Source organism: Blastococcus sp. SYSU DS0619 (assembly GCF_054051035.1).
Window position 1 is genome coordinate 22,670 of the sequence record NZ_JBJHAM010000016.1, and the last position, 26,388, is coordinate 49,057.

At 69.2% G+C, this 26,388-nt stretch carries 25 protein-coding genes, 1 tRNA gene and 2 pseudogenes; 14 read left to right on the forward strand and 14 right to left on the reverse strand.

Annotation, left to right across the window (positions count from 1 at the left end):
* Window positions 1-34: 34 nt before the first annotated feature.
* On the reverse strand, window positions 35-355 hold the full coding sequence (locus ACI79T_RS15940) for a hypothetical protein (RefSeq protein ID WP_456611059.1): 321 nt from the start codon (window positions 353-355) through the stop codon (window positions 35-37).
* Between the two features lie 103 nt (window positions 356-458).
* Window positions 459-731 carry a hypothetical protein gene (locus ACI79T_RS15945; protein WP_456611060.1) on the reverse strand — a complete coding sequence of 91 codons (273 nt, stop codon included), beginning with the start codon at window positions 729-731 and terminating at the stop codon, window positions 459-461.
* 135 nt (window positions 732-866) lie between these two features.
* Between ACI79T_RS15945 and ACI79T_RS15950 the strand changes: the two genes are divergently transcribed.
* Window positions 867-1,070 (forward strand): DUF5703 family protein, encoded by a 204-nt coding sequence (locus ACI79T_RS15950; protein WP_456611061.1) that lies wholly within the window; start codon window positions 867-869, stop codon window positions 1,068-1,070.
* Here the strand turns inward: ACI79T_RS15950 and ACI79T_RS15955 are convergent.
* Both ACI79T_RS15955 and ACI79T_RS15960 read right to left on the reverse strand, forming a co-directional pair.
* On the reverse strand, window positions 1,067-1,891 hold the full coding sequence (locus ACI79T_RS15955; RefSeq protein WP_456611062.1) for a pentapeptide repeat-containing protein: 825 nt from the start codon (window positions 1,889-1,891) through the stop codon (window positions 1,067-1,069). The genes ACI79T_RS15950 and ACI79T_RS15955 overlap by 4 nt on opposite strands.
* Window positions 1,892-1,930: 39 nt before the next feature.
* Complete coding sequence (locus ACI79T_RS15960) at window positions 1,931-2,887, reverse strand: NADPH:quinone oxidoreductase family protein (RefSeq protein WP_456611063.1); 957 nt, start codon at window positions 2,885-2,887, stop codon at window positions 1,931-1,933.
* 131 nt (window positions 2,888-3,018) lie between these two features.
* On the opposite strand from ACI79T_RS15960, the gene ACI79T_RS15965 reads away from it, so the two are divergent.
* Window positions 3,019-3,582 carry a class I SAM-dependent methyltransferase gene (locus ACI79T_RS15965; RefSeq protein WP_456611064.1) on the forward strand — a complete coding sequence of 188 codons (564 nt, stop codon included), beginning with the start codon at window positions 3,019-3,021 and terminating at the stop codon, window positions 3,580-3,582.
* Between the two features lie 7 nt (window positions 3,583-3,589).
* Here ACI79T_RS15965 and ACI79T_RS15970 read toward each other — a convergent pair whose 3' ends face one another.
* Both ACI79T_RS15970 and ACI79T_RS15975 read right to left on the reverse strand, forming a co-directional pair.
* Entirely contained in the window at window positions 3,590-4,399 is an 810-nt protein-coding gene (locus tag ACI79T_RS15970) for an SDR family oxidoreductase (protein ID WP_456611065.1), read from the reverse strand.
* A 12-nt stretch (window positions 4,400-4,411) separates the two neighbouring features.
* The gene (locus ACI79T_RS15975) at window positions 4,412-5,737 is read right to left on the reverse strand and encodes a M20/M25/M40 family metallo-hydrolase (protein WP_456611066.1); all 1,326 of its coding nucleotides are present in this window, start codon (window positions 5,735-5,737) and stop codon (window positions 4,412-4,414) included.
* Between the two features lie 89 nt (window positions 5,738-5,826).
* On the opposite strand from ACI79T_RS15975, the gene ACI79T_RS15980 reads away from it, so the two are divergent.
* From ACI79T_RS15980 to ACI79T_RS16000, 5 genes are all read left to right on the forward strand, one after another.
* Entirely contained in the window at window positions 5,827-6,864 is a 1,038-nt protein-coding gene (locus ACI79T_RS15980) for a diguanylate cyclase (RefSeq protein ID WP_456611067.1), read from the forward strand.
* 68 nt (window positions 6,865-6,932) lie between these two features.
* Window positions 6,933-7,020, forward strand: a tRNA-Leu gene (locus ACI79T_RS15985).
* Between the two features lie 68 nt (window positions 7,021-7,088).
* Window positions 7,089-7,538: a YDG/SRA domain-containing protein gene (locus ACI79T_RS15990; protein ID WP_456611068.1), complete on the forward strand. Its 450-nt coding sequence runs from the start codon at window positions 7,089-7,091 to the stop codon at window positions 7,536-7,538.
* A gap of 148 nt (window positions 7,539-7,686) precedes the next feature.
* Window positions 7,687-8,148 (forward strand): HNH endonuclease, encoded by a 462-nt coding sequence (locus ACI79T_RS15995; protein WP_456611069.1) that lies wholly within the window; start codon window positions 7,687-7,689, stop codon window positions 8,146-8,148.
* Window positions 8,149-8,396: 248 nt separating this feature from the next.
* Window positions 8,397-9,005 carry a TIR domain-containing protein gene (locus ACI79T_RS16000; protein ID WP_456611070.1) on the forward strand — a complete coding sequence of 203 codons (609 nt, stop codon included), beginning with the start codon at window positions 8,397-8,399 and terminating at the stop codon, window positions 9,003-9,005.
* Here the strand turns inward: ACI79T_RS16000 and ACI79T_RS16005 are convergent.
* The 5 genes and pseudogenes from ACI79T_RS16005 to ACI79T_RS16025 form a co-directional block, all read right to left on the reverse strand.
* On the reverse strand, window positions 9,002-9,868 hold the full coding sequence (locus ACI79T_RS16005) for a DUF4231 domain-containing protein (protein ID WP_456611071.1): 867 nt from the start codon (window positions 9,866-9,868) through the stop codon (window positions 9,002-9,004). The genes ACI79T_RS16000 and ACI79T_RS16005 overlap by 4 nt on opposite strands.
* Before the next feature lie 263 nt (window positions 9,869-10,131).
* A pseudogene (locus ACI79T_RS16010) lies at window positions 10,132-10,905 on the reverse strand (transposase).
* Window positions 10,906-11,089: 184 nt separating this feature from the next.
* Entirely contained in the window at window positions 11,090-13,057 is a 1,968-nt protein-coding gene (locus tag ACI79T_RS16015) for a tetratricopeptide repeat-containing protein (protein ID WP_456611072.1), read from the reverse strand.
* Window positions 13,054-13,485 carry a TIR domain-containing protein gene (locus ACI79T_RS16020; protein WP_456611073.1) on the reverse strand — a complete coding sequence of 144 codons (432 nt, stop codon included), beginning with the start codon at window positions 13,483-13,485 and terminating at the stop codon, window positions 13,054-13,056. The genes ACI79T_RS16015 and ACI79T_RS16020 overlap by 4 nt, the downstream gene beginning before the upstream one ends.
* A 135-nt stretch (window positions 13,486-13,620) precedes the next feature.
* The gene (locus ACI79T_RS16025; protein ID WP_456611074.1) at window positions 13,621-14,187 is read right to left on the reverse strand and encodes a TIR domain-containing protein; all 567 of its coding nucleotides are present in this window, start codon (window positions 14,185-14,187) and stop codon (window positions 13,621-13,623) included.
* A gap of 518 nt (window positions 14,188-14,705) precedes the next feature.
* Between ACI79T_RS16025 and ACI79T_RS16030 the strand changes: the two are divergent.
* Window positions 14,706-15,104, forward strand: a pseudogene (locus ACI79T_RS16030) (transposase); the annotation flags it as partial.
* Window positions 15,105-15,364: 260 nt separating this feature from the next.
* Here ACI79T_RS16030 and ACI79T_RS16035 read toward each other — a convergent pair.
* Window positions 15,365-17,254 (reverse strand): SLOG domain-containing protein, encoded by a 1,890-nt coding sequence (locus ACI79T_RS16035; RefSeq protein ID WP_456611075.1) that lies wholly within the window; start codon window positions 17,252-17,254, stop codon window positions 15,365-15,367.
* Between the two features lie 56 nt (window positions 17,255-17,310).
* Window positions 17,311-17,985, reverse strand: coding sequence for a TIR domain-containing protein (locus tag ACI79T_RS16040; RefSeq protein WP_456611076.1), 675 nt, complete (start codon window positions 17,983-17,985; stop codon window positions 17,311-17,313).
* Between the two features lie 1,648 nt (window positions 17,986-19,633).
* On the opposite strand from ACI79T_RS16040, the gene ACI79T_RS16045 reads away from it, so the two are divergent.
* Window positions 19,634-20,494 (forward strand): Rieske 2Fe-2S domain-containing protein, encoded by an 861-nt coding sequence (locus tag ACI79T_RS16045; RefSeq protein WP_456611077.1) that lies wholly within the window; start codon window positions 19,634-19,636, stop codon window positions 20,492-20,494.
* 413 nt (window positions 20,495-20,907) lie between these two features.
* Window positions 20,908-22,347: a tannase/feruloyl esterase family alpha/beta hydrolase gene (locus tag ACI79T_RS16050; protein ID WP_456611078.1), complete on the forward strand. Its 1,440-nt coding sequence runs from the start codon at window positions 20,908-20,910 to the stop codon at window positions 22,345-22,347.
* A 79-nt stretch (window positions 22,348-22,426) separates the two neighbouring features.
* On the opposite strand, the gene ACI79T_RS16055 is transcribed toward ACI79T_RS16050, so the two are convergent.
* Complete coding sequence (locus ACI79T_RS16055) at window positions 22,427-23,086, reverse strand: CPBP family intramembrane glutamic endopeptidase (RefSeq protein WP_456611079.1); 660 nt, start codon at window positions 23,084-23,086, stop codon at window positions 22,427-22,429.
* Between the two features lie 59 nt (window positions 23,087-23,145).
* Between ACI79T_RS16055 and ACI79T_RS16060 the strand changes: the two genes are divergently transcribed.
* The 4 genes from ACI79T_RS16060 (at window position 23,146) to ACI79T_RS16075 (ending at window position 26,356) form a co-directional block, all read left to right on the forward strand.
* Entirely contained in the window at window positions 23,146-23,532 is a 387-nt protein-coding gene (locus tag ACI79T_RS16060) for a hypothetical protein (RefSeq protein ID WP_456611080.1), read from the forward strand.
* A complete protein-coding gene (locus ACI79T_RS16065; protein ID WP_456611081.1) occupies window positions 23,529-23,729 on the forward strand; it encodes a DUF6186 family protein in 201 nt (66 codons plus the stop codon). The genes ACI79T_RS16060 and ACI79T_RS16065 overlap by 4 nt, the downstream gene beginning before the upstream one ends.
* 382 nt (window positions 23,730-24,111) lie before the next feature.
* The gene (locus ACI79T_RS16070) at window positions 24,112-24,648 is read left to right on the forward strand and encodes a hypothetical protein (protein WP_456611082.1); all 537 of its coding nucleotides are present in this window, start codon (window positions 24,112-24,114) and stop codon (window positions 24,646-24,648) included.
* Between the two features lie 412 nt (window positions 24,649-25,060).
* The gene (locus tag ACI79T_RS16075; RefSeq protein WP_456611083.1) at window positions 25,061-26,356 is read left to right on the forward strand and encodes an acyl-CoA dehydrogenase family protein; all 1,296 of its coding nucleotides are present in this window, start codon (window positions 25,061-25,063) and stop codon (window positions 26,354-26,356) included.
* The last annotated feature ends 32 nt before the right edge of the window (window positions 26,357-26,388 follow it).

Genomic DNA, 26,388 nt, shown 5'->3' on the forward strand with positions numbered 1-26,388 from the left:
AAGAGGGTGGCCTCGGTAAGAGGCGTCGGCGCGGTCAGCCCCGCGAGGGCGCCGGCCGTCCGGGAGCGCGCTGCCGCCGCTGGGCGTGGATCCGCGTCACCAAAAGGCAGACCGCCCCGGCGAGGACCACCCCCAGGACGGCGGTGATCCCGGTGCCGCGGGCCACGAGCAGCAGGAGCAGGCCCAGCGTGGCGCCCGCCACGGCACCCCGGAGGAACCGGAGCGCGGCCGGCGGCTCCTGCGGCGCCGGGCCCTGCCCCGTCGCGAGGGGAACGCCGGCGGCCCGCGCCCACCGCTCGGTGGCAGCGCGCACCTCGTCCTCGGGAACGGCCGGGCCGTCCTCGTCGCGGGTCATGCGCTCCTCCCTCCACGTGGTCCGGCGTCCACTCTGGCCGGAACGCGGACCCGGGGCAGGTCGGAGCCGGGAATTCACCCGGCCGACGGACCGGTGCGGTGGGTCAACGGGCGACGTCGTCCTCGTCGACCGGGACGGCGGCATCCTGCTCCAGGACGTCGGCGTCGTCGGCCTCGCGGTACCCGATCGGCCCGCGGGGGCTGCCGGCCTCGCCGGGCCGGGCGGCCAGCTGCTGCTCCAGCGCATCGGCCTCCGGCACGTCGCCACCGGGGGGCGTCGCCTCTCCGGCGCGGCCGGGGGCGGGCGGGTCGAGCAGCGCCTCCTGCTCCGCGCGGTCGGCGTCGGGCACGTCGCTCGAGAAACCGGGCTGGGTCACGTCGTCGTCCTCCCTGGGAAGCGGGTGCGGTCGTCCCCCATCGTGCCGTCCGACCGGCGACCCGGCAGGGCGGGGTGGTGTGAGGGAGGTGACGAACCCGTGCCCCGACCGTGAACGGCAGGCACAATCGGCCTGATGGACACGCCCGGGGACTACGAGTTCGCGCCGCTGCGGATCCCGCCGGGCACGTCCCGGTCCGCGGCGGCGACCATGCTGAGCCTGCAGGCCGACGTCGGCGGCTGGGAGCTGGCGCGCCTGCAGCTGCACACCGACGGCACCCGCAAGGTCATCCTGCGGCGCCGCGCGCGGCTCTCCTACCTGCCCAAGCCGGTCATCTAGACCCAGTGCGCCGGGCGGCGCACCGCGGCGGGGATCCGGGTCCCCGCGTCCCCGAGCGCCGCCGAGACCTGCGGCTGGGTGAGGAACAGGCACCGGCTCAGGTCCGCCCCGCGCACGTCGGCCGCGCGCAGGTCCGCGCCCAGGAGGTCGGCGGTCCCCAGATCCACGCCCCGGAGGTCGGCGCCGATCAGGTAGGCGCCCCGCAGGCCGGCCCCGCGCAGGTCCGTGCGCCGCAGGTCCCGGCCCATGAGGTCGGCGCCGCGGCGGTCGCGCGCCCGGCTACCGGCGCGCACCTGGCCGCTCAGCCGGCCCAGCAGCTCCCCCACCTCGGCCCGGAGCCGGCCGACGTCGAGCCCGCTCAGCTCCTCGGCCGTGCCGCCGGCGCACCGCTCGACCTCGGCCCGGAGCCGCTCGACGTCGGACCGCAGGCCGGCCGCCACGGGCAGGGTCCCCGCCTCGGCCAGGTACCAGAGCATCTCGTGCAGCTGCCGCACCACCGGCAGGACGGCGAACTGCGCCCGGGCCAGCTCCGGGGTCTCCCGCCAGGCGCGGCCGCCGAAGGTGCCCTGGGTGATCCGCTGGCCGGCGCCGAAGCAGTCGAACACGGTGCACCCGGGGAAGCCGTCGTCGCGCAGCCGCTCGTGGATGCCGCAGCGGAAGTCGTCCCGCAGGTTCGGGCAGGGCGTGCCCGCCGGCTTGTCGATCGCGAAGTCCGCCGAGGCGGCGAAGGCCGGGGCGACGCAGCACAGGCCGGCGCACCGGGAGCAGTCCGCCCGCAGGTGCGCCCGGTCGTCGACGAGGGGCAGCGGGCGGGACGGCATGGTGGGGACCAGGCTAGGCGCCGGTCCCCACCGGGCCGGTCAGGGGACGAGCACGACCTTGCCGACGGTGTCCCGGGAGGCGAGCCGGGCCAGGGCCTGCGGCGCCTGGTCCAGCGGCAGGGTGGCGCCGACCAGCGGGTCGATCGAGCCGTCGACCACCAGCCGGGTGAGGTCGTCGTGCACCGTGCCGATCACGGCCGGGTCCATCTTCTTGTACAGGCCCCAGTGCAGGCCCACCACGCTGTAGTTCTTGACCAGCAGGTGGTTGGCCGGGGCCTGCGGGATCGTGCCGCTGGTGAAGCCCACGACGACGATGCGGCCCTCGAAGGCGATGCACTTGCGGGACTTGTCGAAGACCTCGCCACCGACCGGGTCGTAGACGACGTCGGCGCCGCGCCCGCCGGTGACCTCCTTGACGACGGGGACGAAGTCCTCGGTCGTGTAGTCGATGACGTGATCGGCGCCCAGCTCGCGGCAGAGCTCGGTCTTGCGGGCACCGCCGGCCGTGGCGATCACCGTGGCGCCGGCCGCCTTGCCGAGCTGGATGGCCGCCGAACCGACGCCGCCGGCCCCGGCGTGCACGAGGAGGTGCTCCCCCGCCTGCAGGTGGGCGCGCCGGTGCAGGCCCACGTGGCCGGTCTGGTAGGTCAGGTACAGGGCGGCCGCCTTCTCGTCGGACATCCCCTCGGGCACCGGCCAGGCGTTGGCGGTGTCCATCAGCGCGTACTCGGCGAACGCGCCCGGCCCGCCGGAGGGGCCGCCGATCACGCGCTGGCCGGTCTCCACGATCTCGCCGCACAGCTCGACGCCGGGCGTGTACGGCAGCGGCGGCTTCTCCTGGTACGTGCCCATGGCCATGAGCACGTCGGGGAAGTTCAGCGCGGCCGCCCGCACCTTCACCAGCACCTGCCCCTCGCCGGGGGTGGGCTGGTCGACCTCGTCGAAGGACATGACCTGGGAGGGATCGCCGAGCTCGTGGACCCGCCATGCACGCATGGCCCCGACCTTGCCAGACCGGTGGTGACGGCGGTCACGCGGCCTGCTTCGCCTGGCCACGGCCCCGGCCCACGTGCCAGGGTGCCCACGAGCGGCCACCCTTCCCTGCCGGTGGCCCGGAGGGGGACCCGATGATCGAGCAGTTCACCGACCGATTGCGCTTCCTGGGCGCGTTCCTCGCCAACCCGCGGCAGGTGGGCGCGGTGCTGCCCACCTCACGGGCGGCGGTGCGGGACATGCTGGACATGGCCGACGTGCCCGGCGCCGAGCTGGTGGTCGAGCTCGGCGCCGGCACCGGCGCGCAGACCCAGGAGATCCTGGCCCGGCTGCGCCCCGGCGCGCGGCTGATCACCCTCGAGATCGACCCCCGCCTGGCCAAGCTGCTGGACGAGCGCTTCGACGACCCGCGCGTCCAGGTGGTCTGCGACTCCGCGGAAAATCTCGGCGCCCACCTCGGCGACGCGCGGGCCGACGTGGTCGTCTCCGCGCTCCCCTACACCTCGCTGGAGCCGGGGCTGCGCCGCCGGATCCTCGACGTGCTCCCCGGCGCGCTGGCTCCCGGCGGCACCACCGTCGTCATCCAGTACTCACCGCTCCTGCTGCCCGAGCTGCGCGCACGGTTCTCGTCGGTGCGGTGGCGGGTGACGCCGTGGAACGTCCCGCCGGCGTTCCTCTTCGCCTGCCGGCAGGACTGACCCGCGCTCAGCGCATCGACGGCGGACGCAGCGCCTCCGGGACGACGGCGGTCTCGCCGGTCGCGGTCCTCGCCGCCGGCACGCCCTTGAACTTGTAGGGCACCGTGCCGACGCCGGGCTGGATGACGTAGGCGGCGCCGGGCTCGGCCGAGGTCCAGGCCATGACCATCGCGTCGGCGACCTCCTCGGCGGTGAGCACCGGGAACTTGGCCGCGGTGAACTGGTCACGGATCCGGTCGATGATCGCGGTGTCGGCGAACCCCGGGCAGATGGCGGAGATCGTGATGCCCTCGCGGTCCAGGCGTGGGGCCATCGAGCGGACGAACGCGATCGCGCCGCCCTTGGCCACGCTGTACCCGGGGTCGCCGGCCATCGGCGAGAGCCCGGCCAGCGACGCGGTCACCACCATCGCGCCGCCGCCGGCCCGCCTGATGGCCGGGCGCGCGGCCTCGACGCCGTAGACGACACCGAACAGGTCGATGGCGACGACCTTCATGAACTCGTCCATGTCGAGGGCGTCGTCGCTCTTGGCCGCGGAGATGCCGGCGTTGAGGTAGGCGGCGTCCAGGCGCCCGTGGTCGGCCTCGATCTGCGCGACGAGGGCCTCGTTGGCGGCCTTGTCCGTGACGTCGAGGACGGCGAACTCGCAGCCCAGGTCGGCGGCGACCGAGCGGTTGCGCTCGCTGTCCAGGTCGGCGAGGACGACGGTGACGTCCAGCGCCCGGAGCTTGGTGGCGAGGGCGCGGCCGAAGCCGCCGGTTCCTCCGGTGATCAGGGCGACGGATCCGGCGGCGGGTGCGGGAGTGGTGTCGGTCACCCCCGCATCGAATCACGCGTTGCGCAGGAACCGGTCGAGCACCCGGACGCCGAACTGCAGCGACTCCACCGGCACCCGCTCGTCGATGCCGTGGAACAGCGAGGCGAAGTCCAGGTCGGCGGGCAGCCGCAGGGGCGAGAAGCCGAAGCAGCGCATGCCCAGGCGCTGGAAGCTCTTGGCGTCGGTGCCGCCGCTCATGGTGAACGGCACCGGACGGGCGGCGTCGTCCTCCGCCTTCAGCGCGGCGACCATCTGGTCGACCAGCGGGCCGTCGAACGTCGTCTCCACCGCCTGGTCGTGCACCAGCCACTCACGCTGGACCCCCTCGCCGATCAGCGCGGCGAGCTGGCGCTCGAACTCCTCCTCCTGCCCGTAGAGGAAGCGGCCGTCGACGGTCGCGCTCGCCGTCCCGGGGATGACGTTCGCCTTGTAGCCGGCGTCGAGCATCGTGGGGTTGGCGGTGTTGCGCAGGGCCGCGCCGATCATCCGGCTGATGCTGCCCAGGCGGGCCAGTGCGAGCTCGGGCTCGCCCGCGTCGATCTCGACGCCGTAGGCGTCCTCGACCGCCTCGATGAACTGGCGCATCGGCGGGGTGAGCGTCAGCGGGAAGCGGTGCGCACCGATGCGGGCGACGGCCTCGCACAGCCGGGTGACGGCGTTGTCCTCGTGCAGCATGGAGCCGTGGCCGGGCTTGCCGGCGGCGGTCAGCCGCATCCAGGCCAGGCCCTTCTCGGCGGTCTGCACGAGGTAGAGCCGCAGGTCGTCGCGGACGGTGATGCTGAAGCCGCCGACCTCGCTGATCGCCTCGGTGCAGCCCTCGAACAGGTCGGCGTGCTCGTCGACCAGGAAGTGCGCACCGAGCTTCCCGCCGGCCTCCTCGTCGGCGACGTAGGCCAGGACGATGTCCCGTGGGGGCTGCACGCCGGTGCGCGCCCAATCACGGACCAGCGCGAGCACCATCGCGTCCATGTCCTTCATGTCGACCGCGCCGCGGCCCCAGATGTAGCCGTCCCGCTCCTCGCCGGAGAACGGGTGCACGCTCCACTCCGCCGGGTCGGCCGGGACGACGTCGAGGTGGCCGTGCACCAGCAGCGCCGGCCGGCTGCGGTCGGCGCCCGGGATGCGCGCGACCAGGCTGGCCCTGCCCCGCTCGGACTCGTGGATGACGCTGCTGATCCCGGCCTCGTCGAGCTTGCCGGCGACCCACTCCGCGGCTCTCCGCTCCCCCGCGCTGGTGGCGGTGCTCCCGGTGTTCGTGGTGTCGATCCGGATCAGGTCGGAGAGCAGCTCGGCGACCTCGTCCTGGGCGCCGGCGAGCGGGGCGGGGTTCTCGGCCATGGGCCGATCGTCCCCTACCGGATCGCCGTCTGCCCCTGACGGGTGATCAGGTGCTGAACTGATCGGTACCTGTAGCCGATGGACCTGGAGTGAGGTCGTTGCGCGCCTACGGCGCCCGAGAGCCCCGTGCTGCCGTCGCCAATGCCCGGGTGCTGCTGGTGGCGAGCGCCGCCATCGTGATGGTCCTGCCGGTCTTCCACGAGTCCGACGGCGGCACGCCTGCGTTCGTCGTCCACTGGACCGGGATCGCCGCCCTGCTGGGTGCCGCGCTCACGTGCCGGCTGGTGTCCCCGGAACGGCTGGACCGGGCGCACATCGGCCTCGTGCTCGGGCTGGGCGGCGTGGCGCTGACCGGAGCGCTGAACGTGCTGACCTCCGACGTCTCGGCCGGCTCCCAGGCCTTCTACGCGTTCCCGGTCCTGTGGGCCGCCGTCCACCTCCGCACGCCGGCGGTGGTCCTCGTGACGGCGAGCGCCCTGGTCACCTACCTGCTCTCGCTCCTGGTCCTCCTGCCGCCTGCGTCGGCGCTGGCCGACTTCGCGTTCTTCGGCGCCCTGCTGGTGGTGATCGCCGTCCTGCTGGTGCGCGCCCACGACACGCAGGACCAGCTCGTCGCTGCGCTGCGGCGGCAGCTGACCGTGGACTCGCTGACCGGCCTGGCCACCCGCCGCGCGTTCGACCAGGCCCTGGAGTCGGCGATGGGCCGGTCGGTCCCCGGCGGCACCGCCCTGGTGCTGATCGACGTCGACTCGTTCAAGTCGATCAACGACACCCACGGGCACCCGGTGGGCGACGACGTGCTCGTGCACCTCGCGCAGGTGCTGCGCGGGCGGATCCGGACCGACGACGCCGTGCTCTCCCGGCTGGGCGGCGACGAGCTCGCCGTCCTGCTGCCCGGGTGCGGCCGCGACATCGCGGCGCGGCGCGCGGAGGAGCTGCTGCACGCGGTGCGGGCCGAGCCGCTGTGCCTGCCCGACGGCACCCTGCTGTCCCTGTCGATCAGCCTGGGCGTGGCGCACGTGCCGCAGGGCTCCCGGGACCGGCGCGGGCTCTACACCTCGGCGGACGCGGCGCTCTACGACGCCAAGCGGGCCGGGCGCGGACGGGTGGCGCTGGCCCCCGTGTGACCCGCCACGACCACGTCGGGGGGTGCGCGATCGGCCCGCGACGGTCAGGTAGTCTTCTCCACGCACTCGTCCGGGTGGCGGAATGGCAGACGCGCTAGCTTGAGGTGCTAGTGCCCTTTATCGGGCGTGGGGGTTCAAGTCCCCCCTCGGACACCACAGTTCTGCACGCCGAGCTCTTCGAGCGTGACGTTCAGGCGCGGGGCGCCGGCGACCGTGACCTCCAGATGGTCTGGGAACAGGGCAACCTCCTCGACCAGCTCCTGAACGAGGACGCGGCGCTCCTCCTGGCTCGCCTCGAGCCACACAGCTTCGACGTCGAGGTCCGCGAGCACCGCGGCAACGGCCTCGAACTGAGCAGCCAGGTCGTTCCGCTGCGCAACCTCGGCCTCTCGAGCACGAGTCTCAGCCGTGCCTCAGCAACTGCCTGGCTTTCCCATCGGAAGCACCTGGAAAACCGAGACGATCTGGCCGCCTCGCAAGTCCACCGCCCAAACCAGGGCGGGATTTGCGGCACCAAGGCCACAGGTGCGGAGTCCATCGTCGTGAATGGCGCGTACGCCGACGAAGACTACGGGTCCGAGCTGATCTACACGGGCGCTGGCGGCCGCGACGCAAACACAAGCAGGCAGGTCGCAGACCAGACCCTCGACCAGCCCGGGAACGCCGCCTTGTGACGAACCAACTCGAGGGCCTGCCGGTTCGCGTAGTGCGTGGCTACCGCGGAGACCAGAGCTACTCCCCACAACGGGCTTTAGATACGACGGGCTGTTCCGCGTCTCAGACCACGAAAGTTGGATCGGCAAGGACGGTTTCCGACTCTGGATGTTCCACTTGGTCAAGCTGGCCTCGGACGAGGCGGCTCCGTACGTACCACCCGTCAACCTCCCGGAAGGTAACCCGACGCCGACGAGCACAACCGGAGTGACTACGAGGGTCGCTCGAAGCACGCGCGTCTCCCAGGCGGTCAAGCAACTGTACGGAGGCGCCTGTCAGGTCTGCAAGGAGACCTTGCGAGTCCCTGGCGGAACTCTCGCCGAGGGAGCTCACATCGTCGCGCTGGGTGGAACGCACGCCGGGCCGGACGTGCCGGAGAACGTCCTGTGTCTCTGCCCGAACCACCACAGCCTGTTCGACGCCGGCGGTCTCTACGTTGATGACGCTCTGATCGTCCGGGACTTCGCGGGCACCACAGTCGCCACTCTCGCCGTGCACCCCGCGCACACCATCAGCCAAGAGCACTTGCAGGCTCATCGCCGGCGGTTCCGGTTTGAGTCGGATGGCTGAGCGACTTCGATGCAGTTTGCGGGTGCTGTGTTACAGAGCACGCACCCGCCGCCGTACGAGTCCGACGGCCCCGTCCCTGCAGGCTCGGCGCCCACCGCGGCCGACAGGGTGTCCGCTCCGCCGCGCGGCAGCTACGGGGCCCCGACAGCCGTGTGTTGCCCAGCGTCTGCTGCTTGCGTGTCGGGCGGCATCTGTCGTACCCGCTGGCTAGCGTCATGCCGGGAGGTTCCACCATGTCATTTGAAACTATGCGTCGCGCACAGCAGCGACTCGTAGAGATCGGCCAGGCAAACGAGCACGTTCTCGAGTACAAGGCTGCCGACGGCAACGTCCGGCACAAGTGCTTCCTGAGCTACCACGCCGCCGACGCCGAGGAGGTGCTCGGGTTCGTGGAATCCTTCGATTCGGTCTTCATTCCAAAGTGTCTCGGCGTCGACGAGGACGACCCGTGGATCGATAGCGAGGACACCGACTACATCATGGACCGAGTCCGCGATAAGTACCTGTCGGAATCCACAGTGACGATCGTGCTTGTTGGCAAGTGCACGTGGGCGCGCAAGTTCGTCGACTGGGAGATCTATTCGTCCCTGCGGCGGGACCGGGTGAACCGACTGAACGGTCTTCTCGCCATCCAGCTCCCTAGCGTTGCCGCGGGTGTCACTCTTCCCGATCGAGTGTCGGATAACGTGCTCCGCGACCGTCAAGGAAGCGACTTTGGTTACGGTCGGTATTACGTGTACCCCTCTAGCAAGGCAAGCCTGCAGAGTTGGATTCAGGACGCTTTCGACGCTCGTAGGACGCGTGACCAGCTCATCAGGAACGGCCGCGCTCGGAAGAAGTACAACTCGGCCTGTTAGACCACGCCTGGCGCTTTCCGTCCCCGACGTGCGAGCCACATCGTGTGTTCGCGGGAGATAGCCTCCTCTGCGTCGTCGACCGCTGCGGGCCAGTCTGCCTCTGAATGCAGCGTCTGGAGCTGGTCCCGGACCATCGCAAGTTCCTGCGCCGCGAGGCTGTACGCGGTGGCGAGTGTCCGGTGCTGCTGTGCCTGACCCCACGCCGCGATGGCGGCGGCCAACGCAGCCAGGACGCCCATGAGGTCGAGCTCGAGCCAGTTCACGACCTGGGCGAGCGCGGCCGCAGCTCCTATGCCTGTAACAACGGCAACCGCAATCCCTAGGCGCCGCTCCCTGTCTCGATGCGCCGTTGCCTTTTTCGAGTACCACTCGAGTTGATCGACCACTCGTCCTTGCACGTACGCCTCCCAGCGTTCCTCCCACGTGCTGGCGCGGAGCGCACGCATGGCGCCCGTGATTTGCTCCGTAGGAGTGACTGGTTCCCAGGCGATTCCGGGAAGCTGATCGGGGATGGATGAGAGTCGCTTCAGTAAGCGAGCATCTGCATCGGGCGCACCCACCGGATAAGGCTCACCACCGACTGCGTAGCGCCACGCGAGCGTCTTCACGGACTCAGCTCCGGCACGACCCTCGTACCACTGTGCTTCCGGGCGTCGAGCCGCCGTAGATAGCCCTAGCACGAGCGCCGCAAGAAAGCCCGCAGCGGCGACCAGCGCGCCGATGTCGAACTGAGCGTCATTCGACTCCCAGTTCCCGGCAGCTCCCCCAGCAGCTAGTACGAGCAGGCCGAGGTAGACCGCCATCCGGCGAAAGGTGCTCTGCCGGCCGCGCTTGGACGACTCGTCGGTTGCCTTGAACATCATGGGTAGCTCAGAGTCACTCAGCGGACGGGGGCGGCCCTGCGATACGGAGTCTGCTGCGTGCGCCACGGAGGCAAGCTATCCGGTTGTCGGTGGCCCTTCCTGCCTGACGCCCCGCCAGATCACCAGCCACCAGGCGCATCCGGTGAGTCGGTCCGCTCGTTCCACGCTCGACCCGGTGGAAGTCCTGTCCGCTGTGTCGCTCAGGGGGACCCGCGCACCCGGTAGCGCCCATCCCCGGCGTGTTCGGCTCCGCTGAGCGGGGCCTAGCCACCGCCGGCAGGCAGGGACCAAGACTCCAGGCGCCACGTGCAATCTGTTGACGTCGGTCCTCGGACACACACGATCGGGTGAGCGGTGTTCAAGCACCGTGAAAGACGCCCGAAGGAATCTCCATGAGGTTCGCAGCTGCCAGGCCGCGCCCAGCAGGACGGCCCGCGGACCTTCAGTAAGCGCAGCAACGCGGTCCAAAAGGCGCCGTCCTCGATGTCGCCGATGGCGAACCCGAGCACCTCCCGGTGCCCGTCAGCCGCGACCCCGGTGGCGATCACGACGGCCTGGGAGACCACGCGGCAGTTGACCCGCGCCTTGCAGTAGGTGGCATCCAGAAACGCGTAAGGGAAGGGCTGCTCGGCCAGGGAGCGGTCGGAGAAGGCGCTGACTTCGGCGTCCAGATCGGCGCAGATCCGGCTGACTTCGGACTTGGAGCTGCCGGTGTCGGCGACCAGCGCCTCAAGCAGGTCGTCGACCTTCCGCGTCGACACCATGCAGGTAGGCCTCCATCACCACCGCGAACGCCCCTGGTCGATCCGCCGCCGGCGCTCCAGCAGCGAAGGGAAGAACGACCCGCCGCGCAGCTTGGGGATCCGCAGCTCCCGCTCCCCGGCGGTGGTGGAAAGTGTCCGCGGCCGGGATTCGACGCGTTGCGTGACCCGGGCGTCGGTGCGCTGGTGCGGCGCGGCGCCGATCACCGCGGTGGGCCCAGCCTCGACCAGGCTGGTAGGTCGTGGTGGTCGCCGACCGGATCCGGTCGTCGACATCGGCGGCCTTCAGTGCGTCGACCACCTCGAGCAGGGAAGACAGGTTAGGGCGATTGTGTGCTGTGAGCTTCCGCGAAAACCTTTGGCGTGGTTTCGCTGACCATCACACGATGGCCCCTCGCACGTGATCACCTACGCGGTCAGTGACCCGAACTTCCGCCACCTCGCGGGACGCCACCCATGCCTACCGACCTGCAGCCACGAGATCAGCGAGCGGTTCGATGACATCCGGGTCATCGCCACACATCAGCAAGAACTCAAACTGGTCCACGGCGGCACGCAGATTGTCTTTGGCCACTGGTAGAGCCACCGCCAACGCGTACGCGGATGCCGCCTTGTTGATCGCGGCCTCCCTTTCCTGCCCATCAAGCAGTAGCGCCCGGTTCAGGTGTACGTCGGCCACGCTGGCCGCTGGATAGAATGCGCTGGAGTCCTGTATTGCTTCGCGCTCTGCGAAGAACAAGGCTACGGGAGCCACGCTAGATGCCTCGGTCAACACAGTTTCGTCTCCGCTGAAGTGCTGGGCTTGGATTCGTAGTCCCGCCAGTAGATTGACCCCCATGTATGCGTCAGGCTCAACTACCCAGCCGCGGCGGTAAAGGTCCACCATGCGCGCGATGTGACCAGAAGCCCTAATGTGATTACTGGATCGCAGGGCGGCAATAGCACGTCGCTTCGCCAACCCGGCGGTGATGCCGCACGTCTCACTGCTGTCGCCAGCGGCAGACAGGGCTTCTTGCAGCAGCGATTCAGCGTGCGAGAAGTGTTGCTCTGGGTCGTTACCATCCCTGATGGCCGCCTCTCCCAGTCGTCGGTACGCCAAGGATGTCTGCTGGGCCCAGAGCAGCCAGAGAGGGCTCTCGGGAGCCGGCTGCGCAAGCTCCAGTAAAGCCTTCGCCTCCGAATACTGTCCTTCGGACAACAGGCCAGCGCCCAGTTGGATGCGTAACCCGGAGCGGGCCGACTCCGTTAGCTCGGGTGTCTCGTCGAGGCGCAGGAGGGCCTCCTGCATTCTCTCGGCATTCGACGAGCGAAGGGCGGCCTGCACCTCGCTACGTATGCCTTGTTCAATCGACGCTAACGCCGCGGCGCTCGAACGAGTCGTAAGCCGACCCGAGCCGGAGGGAGCGAACCAGGCGTGAACAGGGCTGTCTACTTCCTGCGGCTCGGTCGGGCGCAGTGCGGTGTTTAGGTAGTCGCGCAGCGCCCTGATTCCTGCCTCAGCCTGGGTTTCAGTAAGGCGAGCGCTCCGCGGAAACCTCACATGCCTAATCGGCATGACATCGAATGGCGGAGTTTGATGCTTACCTGACGGAGTCAAAGTGGGAAACACCAGAAGGGTGGATTTGTCCGCTAGGGCATGTCGCAGGCCGGTTTCATACGCTACATTGACATTCCCAGCCGATAAGTCACAGATGACTAAATCGCTCGTTGCAAGATCCTGGATCATGCCGACGTGAATGACGCCACTGTCAGTTTCAAGGTCGGCGCGCTTCCAGTGCGTGTCGAAGTCCTCAAGGACGGGCACGTAAACGCGATTGAAGGTATCATCGCAGTTTATGGTTCTGCGCGTCACGGGGTCGAACTTTGACCCGTAGGGCATTGCCACGAAGACCGTAGGCTTTGCGTCAGGCACAGGTGCAAGGTCGAGGACGAGCTGACCTCGGTCAGTGGCCCTGCTGGCCAAGTCATCCGTCACCGTGCCGCTGCTGCCCGAGGGTCTGACGACGACCGTCCAGATTCGCTCGTCCTCCTGCGCGACAGACTGTGCGTGGTCGAGCAGTTCGCCGTTGTGCTGGAGGTAGACGTCCCCGTCCTCGGGATCCTCATAGCCCTCGACTACATCGTTCCTGCACTGGTCCATTAGGCGGTCGTAACGCGCGACCCACTCCGGCCCTCTGTCTTCCACACTTGTAGAGCGGAAGACGTTCTTGGCGAAGGGGAGCACCACATGAACCTCAACGCTCTCCGCTAGTGCACCCTCAATGACCAGAAGGTCGGTTCCATTTGCAGCGGCTCCCACGGCGATCCGCGGCTTTAGGTGTGCTAGAAGCGTACGCAGTCTTTCCGCTACCTCGTCGACAGCCGAAGCCGGGAAGCGATTCTGCTCGGCATCCCGATCTACCTGAACTCCACCGAATACGATGATCATGCTGCGCTCAGTGCGTGCCGACGCACGGCAGCAACGAGGCTGGCAGTTGTCCAGCCGACCAGTTCGACGGCTGCATCAGACACAGCGACGGGTGTGCGATTCGCGCCGCGGGGCTTGAGCCCGATTACTGGTTTACCCCACCCGGAGGCGATGTCAATCTCCGTCTGAATCCAGTCAGACTGAGCCACGTACATCCCGGCAATCACGATGACGGCATGCGTCCCGCGGATTTGGTCCTTGAGTTCCTGTGTCAATTCCGCCTTAGTGGCTCTGCGGCCAGCCGGCACGGCCGGTCTGGCAGTCGGAGCGCTATAATTTTTCCAGGAGAAGTAACTGCTGCCACTCAGCAGACCAACTGCCTGCTCATAGGCGTCCGAGTAGTCCCATGCATGCGAGATGAACAAATTGTACGTACGCAGCCCCGGCATGCATCGCTCCCTCGTGACGTCTGTGTTCACAGTGTAGTGGGTCACAGTGACCGGCCTTCAGTTTCGGTGAGTGTTGCGGTGGTAGTGACCGCTAGGCTGCCCATGTGGGGGCCGACCTGTAGGTGCTTGCCGCAGTTACGGACGAACGCGGGCCCTCTCTGCGATCGGTTCGTCCCGCTTCGCGAAGGCTTGTTCGACCAGCCCTGTGGGGTCGGCGCTGAAGTCGTCCCACGACGCCAGAAGGCAGTAGCGGTCTGCCTCGGACCACGAACAGCGACCGTGCGGAATGTAGTAGTTGTAGCTGAACTCCCTGATCGTCGTGCTGTCGTTGATGGCGACATGATTATGTGAACCGCCGCACTCCCAACACGCGTACGTGCCGCCGAACACACTGAGGTGCGCCGCGGGAAGGACGACGCCGAGGATGCCGCTTCTTGTGTTCCCGCTGCCGTCGTACAGCGACGCTTGCAGTTCCCTCTTAATGAACCTCTGCTCATGCCAGCCACGAGTCTCGGCCCCCCAAGACCCAATAAGATGAATCGTGACGGTCGAGTCGGACAGGTACTCATCGCGGATCCTTCGCAGGATGTAGTCCTCGTCTTCTGAGTTGATCGACTCGTTTAGTGACTTGTGGATGCAGTCCAGGTGGGGCATCTTCAAGACTGCGTCCTTGTACGCCAAGTCTTCTGCCTTGAACGACACATACGTTTTGTGGGCCACTGGCCCTCCTCTGCTGCCCTCGGTTCGGATGGGTCGTCGGACCGTAACTGCGGCCACCGACACTTCCGCGTGATGGGTCGAGCGCCTGGCGAAGCCTGCGGAGGGACTGTCCAGGGCCCGGTTGACTCCTTAACTGCGAGGCTGCGGCCTCGCGGGAAGGATCAGCAGCGTGCCCAAGCCGTTCGCCAAGGTGTTTCGGCGGGACGTGATCGCGGTGGCCCGGCAGGGCGACCGGTCGATCGCGGAAGTCGCCAGGAGTTTAGGGTCTCTGAGTCCTGCTGCAGCGCTTGCTGAAGATCGCGGACCGCGACGACGGCCTCACCGGTGGAACCCCCGCGGCGGCCGCCTCGGGCGCCGGCGTCGACTTGGAGGCGAAGAACCGCGAGCTGCGCAAACGGGCCAAGCAACTGGAGCAGGACAACGAAGTTCTGCTCCGCGCGACGGCCTACTTCGCCCGCGACGGGCTCCCAAAAATGTTGTACCCGCTGGTCCAAGCCTTCGTCGGCTACTCCATCGGCGCCCGGATGACCGCCGATCTCGCGGTCAACGCACTGCGCAACGCCCTCGCGCTGCGCGGCGGGGTCGACACGAGCGTGGACTCGGATGGGGGCAGTCAGTTCCGCTCCCACGCCTCCGTCAGGGTCCTGCGCGAGGCGCAGCTGCGCGGGTCGGTGGGTCGGATCGGTGCCTGCGCGGACAGCGCGGCCATGGAGTCCTTCTTCAGCCTGCTGCAGAAGAACGTCCTGTACCGCCAACGCTGGACCACCCGCGAACAGTTGCGGCTGGCGATCGTCGTCTGGATAGAAAGGACCTTTCACCGCCGCCGGCGCCAAGAGGCCCTCGGCCGCATGATCCCCATCGAGTTCGAGATACTGACCCAGGCCGCTTACGCGGCCTGACCGCCCCTACCGACCCGAGTCAACTGAAGTTCGGGCAGTCCCCTTCGTGACCTACATGGGTCACGTGCCTCGTCGCCACATGGCCATACATGTCTCCCGACTGACCAATACCGGTTCCACTTCCCGTCTACCGGCCACTGTCCGCCGATCAACCACGCTGCCGTTTGCCCTGGCAATGGCCGTCAAAGACCCGCTTGAACCGTCGATGGACGTCGGGCACGTATCGACGTGAGGGCTGCCGCAGTCCGGCTGCGGCTCGCTCAGCCGAGCTCCGGGTCGGCGGTCCGTTGCGCGTCCGCCCACACGGTCTCCGAGATAGCTTCGTAGTCCTCGCTCGTTCGAATTCGCTCGTTCTCTTCGACGCTGAGGGTGTTGCCCAGCGAGGCGTACCTCTCGCGTGCCTGCTTGTCGGCAATGAAGGCGGTGTACCCACCGGCCGCCCCGACGAGATAGGCGCGCAAGCCGGCTTCCCGCCCTAGCTGGAGCTCCTCTTCAAGGCCGGGCTGATGGGTTCCCTCCTCGGCGGTTCGCCCTCCGATGGCGACCACTGCTGCGTAGTCGAGGTCTCTCACCATGCGATGGCGCATGACGGTGAGGGAGGCGGCCCGAGTACCGGCGTCCTGGGTCACGATCACCTCGAGCTCGCCGGCCGCGTCTTGCAAGGCTGCTCTGGCCGGAAAATAGTCCGATTGGTAGACGCGGACACGCGGCTCGCCCACCCACCGGTGACGGGTGGCTTGACGGACAGCCATCGGAACGAAGGTGGGATGGCCGCCCATGGCGACCCGTCCCCCGCGTTCAAGCCAGACGCGGACGACCGTCTCCGCGGCTGCGGTGGCGTGCCCTTGCTCCACGCCTTCCGGGTGACTGCCCAGCAAAAGGAGCCACGGGCCGTGCGGCGCACTGCCCCCCGCCGACTCGAGGGGTTCCGGCTGCACCCGGGCCAGGTAGTCCCGCGCGCTGGCCACGATGGTGCCGTCCGCAGCGGCCCTAGCCGTGACCATGGGCAGGGGATCGAGCAGGACGGCCGCGTCGTAGGCCCGACAGGCCCTGTCGTGCGGACCCATCTGTTCCGCCTCCAACCACGCGACGAGGCTGCGGCGATCCTCATCGCGAGGATGACGCCCGAAGACCTGCAGTACGTCGGTACGCGGTCGCTGGGGCCAGGGTGACGACGTGGTCGGATCGCTCACCTGGTAGATCAGGCGTCGTCCGTCGAGGACCTCAATCTTCTTGCCTCGCGCCTTCGCGCCGGCCCTGATGCCCCGGAACGACGCCAGCGCAGAGCGGGCGTGCTCTTGGGCGACTGTGAAAGCCCAGGCCAATATCTCGTCCGCGACAGCGCCGACGCGGACCGGATCGATTGCCTCCTCCGGCACGCGGACGTGCGGGGTCGTTTGCGGGCGGACCGGCAGCTGGGGACGCGGCCGCGCGCCCGACTCCTCCGGCCCCAGCTGCACCCAGACAATTGGGATCTTTCGTGCCAGCGCCTCCGCGATCTCCAACTGGACCCACGGGGACTCCCCCGTGGAAAAGGTGTCGAGGAGGACTAGGACGTCGGCGACGTCCAGGCTCTCGTCGATGCACCGCTGCGCATCTTGGCTGGCGTCAATGTCGATCAGGTCGCGGAACACCGAGCCTGGATGACGTGCGCTCAGCTCGCGATCGAGCAGCGCAGCGGACTCCTCTCCGTCGTGACGGCGGTAGGAGAGGAACAGCCGCATCCGGTCCGGGACCATGGTGGGAAGCATCTGCGCCAGGACCCTGCGAGCGAATTCCTCGGCGACGGTGCGGACGCTGCTGGCCGGCAAATCTCGGCGGCGCAAGGCGTCCGTCACGTCGAAGCTCTGCCGGCCGGTCACAGGTAGCGGCGGTGACCGATCCGCAGCACCGAGAGCCACCGGGAAGATGACAGCCCCGTTCTCGACCGCCTCGTCAAGAACTCCGCGCACCGCGTCAGGGAGCGGTCGGCGGCTGTTCAGGACGACGACCGCGTCGCCCGGGGCGGGCGAGCACTGGTCGCAGGCCTCCTCGGTTCCCAGCACCGTCACGAGTGACATTTGCAGGAGCGGGACGGCAGCATCTATGAACTCGCGCGCGTCGACGCTCAGGCCAGTCAGTACCGGATCCACAACGAAGATGACACTCACGCCGTCCCCCCAGCTGCAGGTGTCGACCCGACGGGCTGTGGCACGGTGCCCGGCGGTCAGGGCACAGCATGCTCTCGACGCAGTACAGCGAGCACCTCGCCGAACACCTCGACGATACGGCCGGGGGCGAACCGAAGCTCGTTGACGCCGTGGACATTGGCGAAGGACCGGCAGCCGTCTTCGCGGATGACGATCGCTCGGTGGGCACCGAGGAGGGCCTGGAATAGCCCGGTCTCATGGATGACGTTGTCGCCAGCCCGCCCGTCCCCGGCCTCGTTGACTTCCTCCACCGTGTGGACGAGGAGCGCGAGCGTGGCTCGCTCGGCTAACTCCTGCAGAACGGAGTGATTCGGTATCCCGGCACGCACCGCACTTTCGTAGGTGAGGACCTGGACGCCGTGGTGATCGCGTAGATGGTCGGCGAGCTCCCGCCACTGGGGGTTCCTGCCATGCCCGATAAAGACGACCGGGGACGGCGGTTCGGCCGGCGTGGCACTGGGGCCCAGCGAGGCGAAGGCCAGTTCGACAGCCGCGATCGTCGGCAGAGCAACCACCAACGTGGTCGTCGATCCGGCCCCGTCCACACTGAGCCGCAGCGTGCCGAACTCCGACTCCAGGGCTAGGTCGGCCGAGTCCACTCCGGCGGAGAAGTAGGCGAAGAACTCGTCCTCCGATTCAAACTGCCATTGGTCGGCGCCGCGGCTGGCCGAGGCGGCGACGACACCAACCACGCCCGACGAGGCAGCGCGGAAGGCATCGACGAAACGTTGGAGGGTGGGACCAGGGAGAAGTCCGGAGTAGGACGTGCGCCTTCTTGGCACGCTCCCCCACCGATCGTTCGCATCGGCCCTGGCATTCCAGTGCCCGCAGCGCGGTCCTCGACCGCAACAGGATGCTAGCGGGAGGACCTAGGCTGCGGACCGCCCGGACCTGCGCCGAGACGTATGTGTCTTTCGGATCAGCTCGAACCGAAGCCGCTCGGCACGTGCGCCGATCAATTGGGGCATGGTCCGGGTCGCCACCCTCGCAGGATCCTCATCTGGGTCGACGTCGTCCTTGCTGCGGTTTCACGGTGGGGAGTCCCTCACGCGAGTCGTCGTCGTATCGCCCCTCCGCACCCGCGCGACGGCCGCCCACGGGCATGCGGGCGGTGACGACCACGACGCTTCGTGTCGACACGCCGTTCGGCGTCGGACCGTCACCCGCCCGCGCCGCGTGGTTACGAAGCATGGCGATGCTGGCGGTCAGGGTGTGGCAACAAGATGGCGAGGTGCTCAGGGACGGAGCTACCAGTGACAGACGTGATTGTCGCGGCCTTAGCTGTCGGTGCCTCGGTGGGGGGCTACCTCGGTTACCAGTTCGGGAATTGGCGAGCAGCGCGTCGAGCAGCGCGGGCGACCTACCGAACACAACGTGGAATGCGCTGATCCGATCCGGCCCCGCTCCGTCCTACTCGGCACGCCGTGTACGAAGCCAGCATTTCGACCGCTTGGCAGCGCGGTCGGCTGCGCGTCCAGTCAACCGCACGTGGCCACGCCATATTGCTGGCCCGTTGGTCGCGGGCGATGGTCAAGAAGACTTGCATCGGCTGCCCCCGCGGCTGACGCCGCCCACCTTTTACACGACGGCTTGCGCCACGAGCAGCCTCTGTGCCCACGTCGCCGTCGTCGGCCTCGCGATGCCCAGGTAGGCGGGGACCTCGGCCTCTGGACGCAACGCGACCTGAACCCAGATTCCCCGCCACGCAGTGGACGGGCGCGGCGCGCGTTCGGCACCGTGTCTCGCCAGGGCGGTCCGGCGACCCCTCCTCCGTGAGACCGGGCCATCGACACCGCATCAACGGTGCCGCCCTATAGTTCTCGTGTCGGCGACAACTTACGAGGTGCCTCCTAACCGCGTCTGACCGCTGTACATCAGTAACGGGAGCCGGATGTGGTGGGCGTGCCGATCCGCACCGTCCGCTGATCCGCGACGCTGACCCCGCGGCCAGCCGGAGGTCCGGGTACGCCAGCCTGGCGGCCAAACCCTCACACCTACAGGCGTGTGCGTATGTAGCGTGTCGCCCCTCGGACACCGAGTTGAACCCCCACGGCGTCTCGGCCGGCGGGGGTTCTCCTGTTCCCGGTGTCGGCACCTCCGCCTGCTCCCTGTACGAGAACCGCGGGCCGGCTGCGGATCAGGAGCCCTCACGGTCCCCAGACCGGACGGGGTTTGTCGTCCGTGGACATCGGCGGATCCTGTGGTTGAAGAGGCGGGCGCCGGGCCGACCGATGTCCGGTCCCTCGACCGGGACGGACGAAGTCGATGGCGTACTCAGCCGGCACGTCGGTGCGTGACCTGCGGTCGGGTAGCGCGCCTCGCGTCGGGTAGAACCGGGAGATGACAGCCCAGAACCCTCCTGCACCCGCACCGCCCGCCGACGGCGAAATGATCGTGGTCGAGCACGAGGGTTCGGTGGTGGCGGTGGCCATGCTGGCGGGCGAGCTGCGCGCCTTCGACGACACCTGCCCGCACGCCGGCTGCTCTCTCGCAGAGGGCGAGCTGGACGGACAGAACGTCATCTGCCCCTGCCACCAGGCCACCTTCGACGTGAGGACCGGTGACGTCGTGGAGGGCCCAGCGCCGTCCGGGGTCGCCGTCTGGTCGGTCGCGGTCGCCGACGGGGCCGTCGTCGTCAGCCAGCCGTCGAGCTCCGAGCGGAACGGCGACGTTCCGGCGGGCCGCGGCGAGGAGCATCCGTCGGTGGGTCCGGACCTGGACATCACCGTCCTCGTCGAGCTCGAACACGACGCCATGCGGAGCCAGTTCGAGGCCATCGATGCGCTGACCGACGCAGACGAGCTGAGCAAGGCGTGGGCGGTGCTGGCCGAACTCCTCGAGGTCCACGCAAGCGGTGAGGAGGCGGTGCTGTACCCGGAGCTGGCGCGGGCCGCTGACGAGGGAGTCGAGGAGGCCCGGCACGCCGTCCGAGAGCACAACGAGCTACGGGACAGCGTCGCCGCGGTGCAGCAGCACGAAGCCGGCAGCAAGGACTGGTGGGAGGCCCTGCGACATGCGCGACAAGTCAACGAAGAGCACCTGGACGAGGAAGAACGCGACGCCCTTCCTCTGTTCCGGGAGAGCACCGAGCGAGCACACCGGGAGAAGGCCGGCCGGGAATGGATTGCCTTCCACGAGCAGCACCAGCACGCGCGGGGACTCAGCGGCGAGCATGTCGACCCCGAGGACGTGGCGTCATAGCGGTGACGGTCGATGGGACAGGGCTCGCAGGGAGGTCAGCCTCCTGACCGGCCGGACCGTCCACTTGTCACTCGTCACCCGGTCGCAGCCGTGTGCGTATGTGACGAGTCGCCCCTCGGACACAGCGAGTTGAACCCCCAGGGTCTTCGGACCGCCGGGGGTTCTGCTATTTCGGGCGTCGGCACGCCCGCTCGATGCCGGCGGACCGGAGTCGCCGCCCTGGCCTCGATCACCGGTTCCCCGCACCCTTGCCCCGAGCGCAGGTTTCTTCGCGGCACGCATGCTCGAAGAAGGCGCAGTCGGTACCGGCAGCCGGAGAGCCGCTGTGGGTCCACCTGGGACGAGGCCAGACACTTGCTCCCGGACGTGACCTGGGTCACGATCTCGTGGCCCCGTCCGCCAAGGGAGTCCTGATGCGCCTGCGACGACGTACCGCCCTGTTCCTCACCCTCGGCACCGCGGTGGCACTCGCCCTGCCGGCTGGACCGGCGGCCGCACATCCCGGCGGCCACCGGCCCGGCGACGGTCCGGGAAGCGTGCAGTGCACCCCCGACGACACGGTGCACGTGCCGGGCGCGGAGCTGGCCGTCACCGCCTGCTTGCCGGACATCACCACCGCCGGACTGCTCCAGGCACCCGCGGGCCAGTACACCGACCAAGCGGACTGGCTCTCTCTCCATGCGCCCGGCACGGCCAACCCCAGCGGTGTGCCGGGGCTGCAGGTCGACGGCTACTTCCCGGACACCTCGAGCTTCAACACCACCCACGGCTGGAACCACGACAGCCAGTTCGTGCTGCGCATCCCGGACGACTGGAACGGCGGCCTGGTGGTGACCGGCGCGCCGGGCAACCGCAAGCAGTACGCCAACGACTTCCTGATCTCCGACTTCGTGCTCGCTCAGGGCTTCGCCTTCGCCTCCACGGACAAGGGCAACAACGGCACCGACTTCTACCTGGACGGCGACCAGCCTGGTGACGCCGTGGCCGAGTGGCACGAGCGCGTGACCCAGCTCGCGATCGCTGCGCAGGGCGCGCTGCGCGAGCGCTTCGGCCACAGGCCCGAGCGGACGTACATGGCCGGCATCAGCAACGGCGGCTACCTGGTGCGCTGGCAGCTGGAGAACCGCCCGAAGCTCTACGACGGCGGGGTCGACTGGGAGGGGACCCTGTTCACGGCGGACGGGCCCAATCTGTTCACCTATCTGCCCACGGCCGTGCGTTACGTCCTGGGCCGAGTCGGCGCGGAGGACATGTACGCCGCCGGCTTCGCCCGCGGGTCCGAGGCGCTGTGGCCGTACCACCAGCAGGTCTACTGGGGTCTGACGCAGAAGATCTACCGGGCCGAGTTCGACCCGGCGTACGACCCGGACTGCCCGGGGTCGACGGCCGGCACGACGCTGCCCGAGATCCTGGCGCCGTGCGCGAGTGACGCGGCCTACGACGCGTGGTTCGCCGACCCGCAGTCGGAGGCGGTGCACGACGCACTGGCTCGGATCAGCCTGACCGGCAAGATCAAGAAGCCGCTGCTGACCCTGCACGGGACGCTGGACACCCTGCTGCCGATCGGCACCGACAGCGACGTCTACGCCCAGATGGTCGCCGACGAGTACCGGAGCCGGCTGCACCGCTACTACCGCATCGAGGGCGGCAACCACGTGGACAGCCTGGTGGGGCTGGACCCGGACACCCTGCGCCCGATGCTGCCCTGCTTCCGGACCGCCTTCGACGCCCTCACCGCCTGGGTCGAGGACCGCCAGCGTCCGCCGGCGAGCACGACCGTGCCGCGCCCGGCCGGCAACGGCGCCACCGATCCGGAGCTCTTGAACACCTGCTCGCTGACCTCCGGGAGCTGACCCAGGTCTACGGCCTCCGGGTGTCCTCCTCCCCCCGTTCTCTCCCTCGGCGCCGGCGCAGCGGACGCCCCGGCTGGGCTCATCCGAGTCGGTGGGCGGCGGCTGCGGCCAGCGCACCCAGGCTGTTCGTCGCCAGATGGAGGAGGACGGGGGCCAGCAGGCTGCCGCTCCGGAGGCGCAGCCAGGCGAAGAGAACCCCCGCGGCCGCCGTGAACGCACATCCCAGCAGCACGGCGACGACGAGTCCCGCAGACCCGTCGGTCAGAGCGTTGGCCGTGGTCGCGCTCAGCGTGGGACGGATGTGCCAGAGCCCGAAGAGGGCCGCCGAGGCCACGACAGCCGCACGCGGCGAGACCAGTCGCAGCAGCGCCGCCAGCAGGACGCCACGGAAGGCGATCTCCTCCCACAGGACGGTGCCGAGCGGGATCCGGATCAGCGTCTGGTACGCGACCTCGGCGGAGCCGGCATCGGCGAGCCGTGCATCCGCCAGCAGAGGGCGGACCGCAGGGATCGAGAGGCCGGCCGCGTAACCAGCGGCGACCACCGCGACGCACACCCCGCCCCATCGCAGTCCAGCCCGCGCCCTGCGCCGATCGAATCCGAGTTCCTGCCAGGTGAAACCGACACACCGAGCCGCCACGAGGACCAGGCCCGTCGCCGCCAGGTTCACCGCGACATAGGACTGCGGGTAGCCCGGCATCCGGGTGATCACGACGTTGTTCCAGGTGCCGAGGAGCACGGCGACGGAAGCGGCGAACAGGAGCGCGCCCCGGCGGCCTCCTGCGCGAGCATGCACGGGTGAGGTCTTCCCCGTTCGCGCGCCGGCTCACCTTCGCGGCCGTGTCGCTGTGCTGTGCCGCCGCCGTGATGGCCTGGGGCGAGCTGTCGGTGGGCGCGCTCCTCGTGATCGGCACCGCCGGTACCGCCGTCGTCGTCGTCGCGTTGGTCCGGCATTCGGGCGAGACCGTCCCACCGGTGGGACGACGAGGGCTGCCGTGGCTCGCCCTCGCAACCGCCGCCGTCTCCTGGGAGCTCGTGACGCTCGCCGACGACGAGCTGCCGACGGCGAGCGATCTCGCGGACACCTTCCTCGCCGAACCGCTGCTGCGCGGCGCCGCCACCCTGTGCTGGCTGGCTGTCGGGGCCTGGCTGCTCGATCGCCCGCGGCGCCGGCCACAGCGATGACGAACGCCATCCTCACGAGCTCTGCCGGCTTCCTGGGTCTGCTCGGCGTCGGTCTGGCGATCGAGCTCTGCGCCCGCCTCGGAGTCGGCCCGGCCACCGCGGGTCAAGCTCTGGGCGCCGCGATGCGGACGACGCCCGGCCGCGCCGTCGTCCTGCTCACCTGGCTCTGGATCGGTGTCCACTTCCTGGCCCGTTGATGCGGTCGCACGGGCCGGGTCCCTTGTCAGGACCTCCGGGCACTCGATCGTTCGGTGACGGCGCCGGTCCTCCAGGGGCACGCGTCGCCCCCCAGCACAGCCATCTCGGTCGACGACGCTCCCGACGGCGACGAGCCGGTGGATCACAACTGTCGTCGCCTCACCGGCCTATGGCGAAGTCGCGCCAGTCAACAGACACGCTGCCTGCCGAGACGCTATACACCGTGCGATGAGAGGAGCCACGGTGCTGCGGATGTCGAGGGTGTGGGTGGCGGCGACGTTGATGGCGTCCGGGGGTCTCCTGTACGCCGCATCCCGGGAGCGCTGGGCCGGAGCATGCCCGTGGCGCGGGGATCACGAGACCCAGACGTGCGAGACGCGGATGGACCACCTCTACGACTTCCTCCCACCCATGGAGCCGTGGCTGCCTGCGGGGGCGGCCGCACAGCTGGCGGGTGCGTCCCTCCTCGTCCTTGCCGTCGCCCTCCTCCCCCTGCCCTGGGTCCTGACCGGACGGAAGCCGGGTCTCGCGCCCGCCGCGGCTCTCCTCGCGACCGTGCTGGTCATGATCGACGTCGGACTGGCAACTCTGCGCTCGGGTCTCGACGGCGCCGTCGTCCGCCCCGTGGCCTCGGACGCCACCCTCTTGCTCTGGTTCCTGGTGCCCCCGTTTCTGTTCGGGCACCTCGCGGCTGTGTCCCGAGGCTGGGCGGGCCGCGCGGCGGCGGTGCTGCTGCTCCTGGCATCGCCGCTCGTCGCCGCCTTCACTTACGCGATCGGCCCCTGGGACGCCCAGCCCTGGTGGGAGGCGATCTCGGGCCTGCTGACGTGCGGAGCCGGCGCATGCGTGCTTGTGACGGCGACACGTCGGCTGGCCCGACGTGGCGACGCCGTCGTCGAGCCAGCAGTCGCGATCTGACCAGGCCGCCTCTCCAGACGGACGGCGGTTCCAGGGACCAGCTGCCGTGCGCAGGTCCTGCACCTCAGTGTTCTCCGGCGACGGCGACCGGGACGACCATCGGGTCGTCGAGGGTCCCACCACCACGCTGGCGTCCTCGACGGGAGGACGGCCCCGCAGCTGGGCACCTTCGTCCTGCTCCGGGTCACGGTCACCGGCCTGGGACTTCCCTTCTCGCGCACGGACGCCGACCGCTCGGGGCTGACCGCGGCGGACGCCACCTGCCGCCCCGTGTCCGTCGAGGGCCCGATCCGGTTCGAGCGGCTGACCGCCGCTGTGCCACGCTCGGGGCCCCGTCCTACCGGGACCATGTCGTCGCCGCGCTTCCGGTAGAACCCCTTTGCCGCCGCACGGACCAGCTGAGAGGGACCTGATGCACACCGCTGAGCCAACGGAGCTGTTCGACCTGCGCATGAGCGAGGAGGCCCGGCCGCTCTACGACCGCGTCGTCCGGTTCCTCCAGGACGTGGTCGCGCCGATGCAGGAGGAGTACTTCCGGCTCGGCGCGGGGCACCCCGACCCGTGGACGTACGCACCGGGTCAGCTCGAGGCGCTCGAAGGGGCCAAGACGAAGGCCAAGGAGGCCGGCCTGTGGAACTTCTTCCTGCCCAACTCCGAGGTCGGCGGCCTGACCAACCTCGACTACGCCTACATCGCCGTCGAGCTCGGCAAGTACCCGCTCGGCTCGGAGTCGCTCAACTGCTCGGCGCCTGACACCGGCAACATGGAGGTGCTCGAGCGCGTCGGGACCCCCGAGCAGAAGGCCCAGTGGCTGGAGCCGCTCCTCAACGGCGAGATCCGCTCCGCCTACGCCATGACCGAGCCCGACGTCGGCAGCTCCGACGCCAAGAACGTCCGGCTCCGGGCGGTACGCGACGGCGACGAGTACGTCCTCAACGGCGAGAAGTTCTACATCTCCGGGGCCGGCGATCCCCGCTGCAAGATCATGATCGTCATGTGCCAGACGAACCCGGACGCGCCGGCGCACGCACAGCAGTCGCAGATCCTCGTGCCGATGGACACCCCGGGCGTCGACGTGCTCGAGCCGATGCAGGTCTTCGGCCGTGACGACGCCCCCCACGGCCACATGCACATCCGGTTCACCGACGTGCGCGTGCCCGCTTCCAACATGCTCCTCGGCGAGGGCCGTGGCTTCGAGATCAGCCAGGTGCGCCTGGGCCCCGGGCGCATCCACCACTGCATGCGTGCCATCGGCCAGGGCGAGAAGGCGCTCGAGCTGATGGTCCGCCGGGGCAAGTTCCGGGAGGCGTTCGGCAAGCCCATCCTGAACCTCGGCAAGAACATGGAGCTGGTGTCGCGGGCGCGGATCGAGCTCGATGCCTGCCGGCTCATGGTGCTGAAGGCCGCCAAGGCCATGGACGTGCTCGGCAACTCCCAGGCCCGCGTCTACGTCTCGGCGGTGAAGGCGATGGTGCCGGAGAAGGTGTGCCAGATCATCGACCAGGCCATCCAGATCCACGGCGCCGCCGGGGTGTCGCAGTGGACGCCGCTGGCCAACATGTACACCAGCCAGCGCACCCTCCGCCTGGCCGACGGACCCGACGAGGTGCACCACTTCGTCGTCGCCCGCCAGGAGGCCGGTCGCTACGCCGAACCGGCCCCCGGTCGTTCCGAGGCCCTCGGCGACGGCGTCTTCGCCGGCCCCTGAGCGGGCGCAGGCCCGGGAGCGGAGCGCCTCGC

Bases quoted from the DNA above. Each gene is read 5' to 3' on its own strand.
- ACI79T_RS15940 (WP_456611059.1), bottom strand. From the start codon at position 355: ATGACCCGCGACGAGGACGGCCCGGCCGTTCCCGAGGACGAGGTGCGC.
- ACI79T_RS15950 (WP_456611061.1), top strand. From the start codon at position 867: ATGGACACGCCCGGGGACTACGAGTTCGCGCCGCTGCGGATCCCGCCG.
- ACI79T_RS15955 (WP_456611062.1), bottom strand. From the start codon at position 1,891: ATGCCGTCCCGCCCGCTGCCCCTCGTCGACGACCGGGCGCACCTGCGG.
- ACI79T_RS15960 (WP_456611063.1), bottom strand. From the start codon at position 2,887: ATGCGTGCATGGCGGGTCCACGAGCTCGGCGATCCCTCCCAGGTCATG.
- ACI79T_RS15965 (WP_456611064.1), top strand. From the start codon at position 3,019: ATGATCGAGCAGTTCACCGACCGATTGCGCTTCCTGGGCGCGTTCCTC.
- ACI79T_RS15975 (WP_456611066.1), bottom strand. From the start codon at position 5,737: ATGGCCGAGAACCCCGCCCCGCTCGCCGGCGCCCAGGACGAGGTCGCC.
- ACI79T_RS15990 (WP_456611068.1), top strand. From the start codon at position 7,089: ATGGTCTGGGAACAGGGCAACCTCCTCGACCAGCTCCTGAACGAGGAC.
- ACI79T_RS15995 (WP_456611069.1), top strand. From the start codon at position 7,687: ATGTTCCACTTGGTCAAGCTGGCCTCGGACGAGGCGGCTCCGTACGTA.
- ACI79T_RS16000 (WP_456611070.1), top strand. From the start codon at position 8,397: ATGCGTCGCGCACAGCAGCGACTCGTAGAGATCGGCCAGGCAAACGAG.
- ACI79T_RS16005 (WP_456611071.1), bottom strand. From the start codon at position 9,868: ATGATGTTCAAGGCAACCGACGAGTCGTCCAAGCGCGGCCGGCAGAGC.
- ACI79T_RS16015 (WP_456611072.1), bottom strand. From the start codon at position 13,057: ATGATCATCGTATTCGGTGGAGTTCAGGTAGATCGGGATGCCGAGCAG.
- ACI79T_RS16020 (WP_456611073.1), bottom strand. From the start codon at position 13,485: ATGCCGGGGCTGCGTACGTACAATTTGTTCATCTCGCATGCATGGGAC.
- ACI79T_RS16045 (WP_456611077.1), top strand. From the start codon at position 19,634: ATGACAGCCCAGAACCCTCCTGCACCCGCACCGCCCGCCGACGGCGAA.
- ACI79T_RS16050 (WP_456611078.1), top strand. From the start codon at position 20,908: ATGCGCCTGCGACGACGTACCGCCCTGTTCCTCACCCTCGGCACCGCG.
- ACI79T_RS16065 (WP_456611081.1), top strand. From the start codon at position 23,529: ATGACGAACGCCATCCTCACGAGCTCTGCCGGCTTCCTGGGTCTGCTC.
- ACI79T_RS16070 (WP_456611082.1), top strand. From the start codon at position 24,112: ATGGACCACCTCTACGACTTCCTCCCACCCATGGAGCCGTGGCTGCCT.
- ACI79T_RS16075 (WP_456611083.1), top strand. From the start codon at position 25,061: ATGCACACCGCTGAGCCAACGGAGCTGTTCGACCTGCGCATGAGCGAG.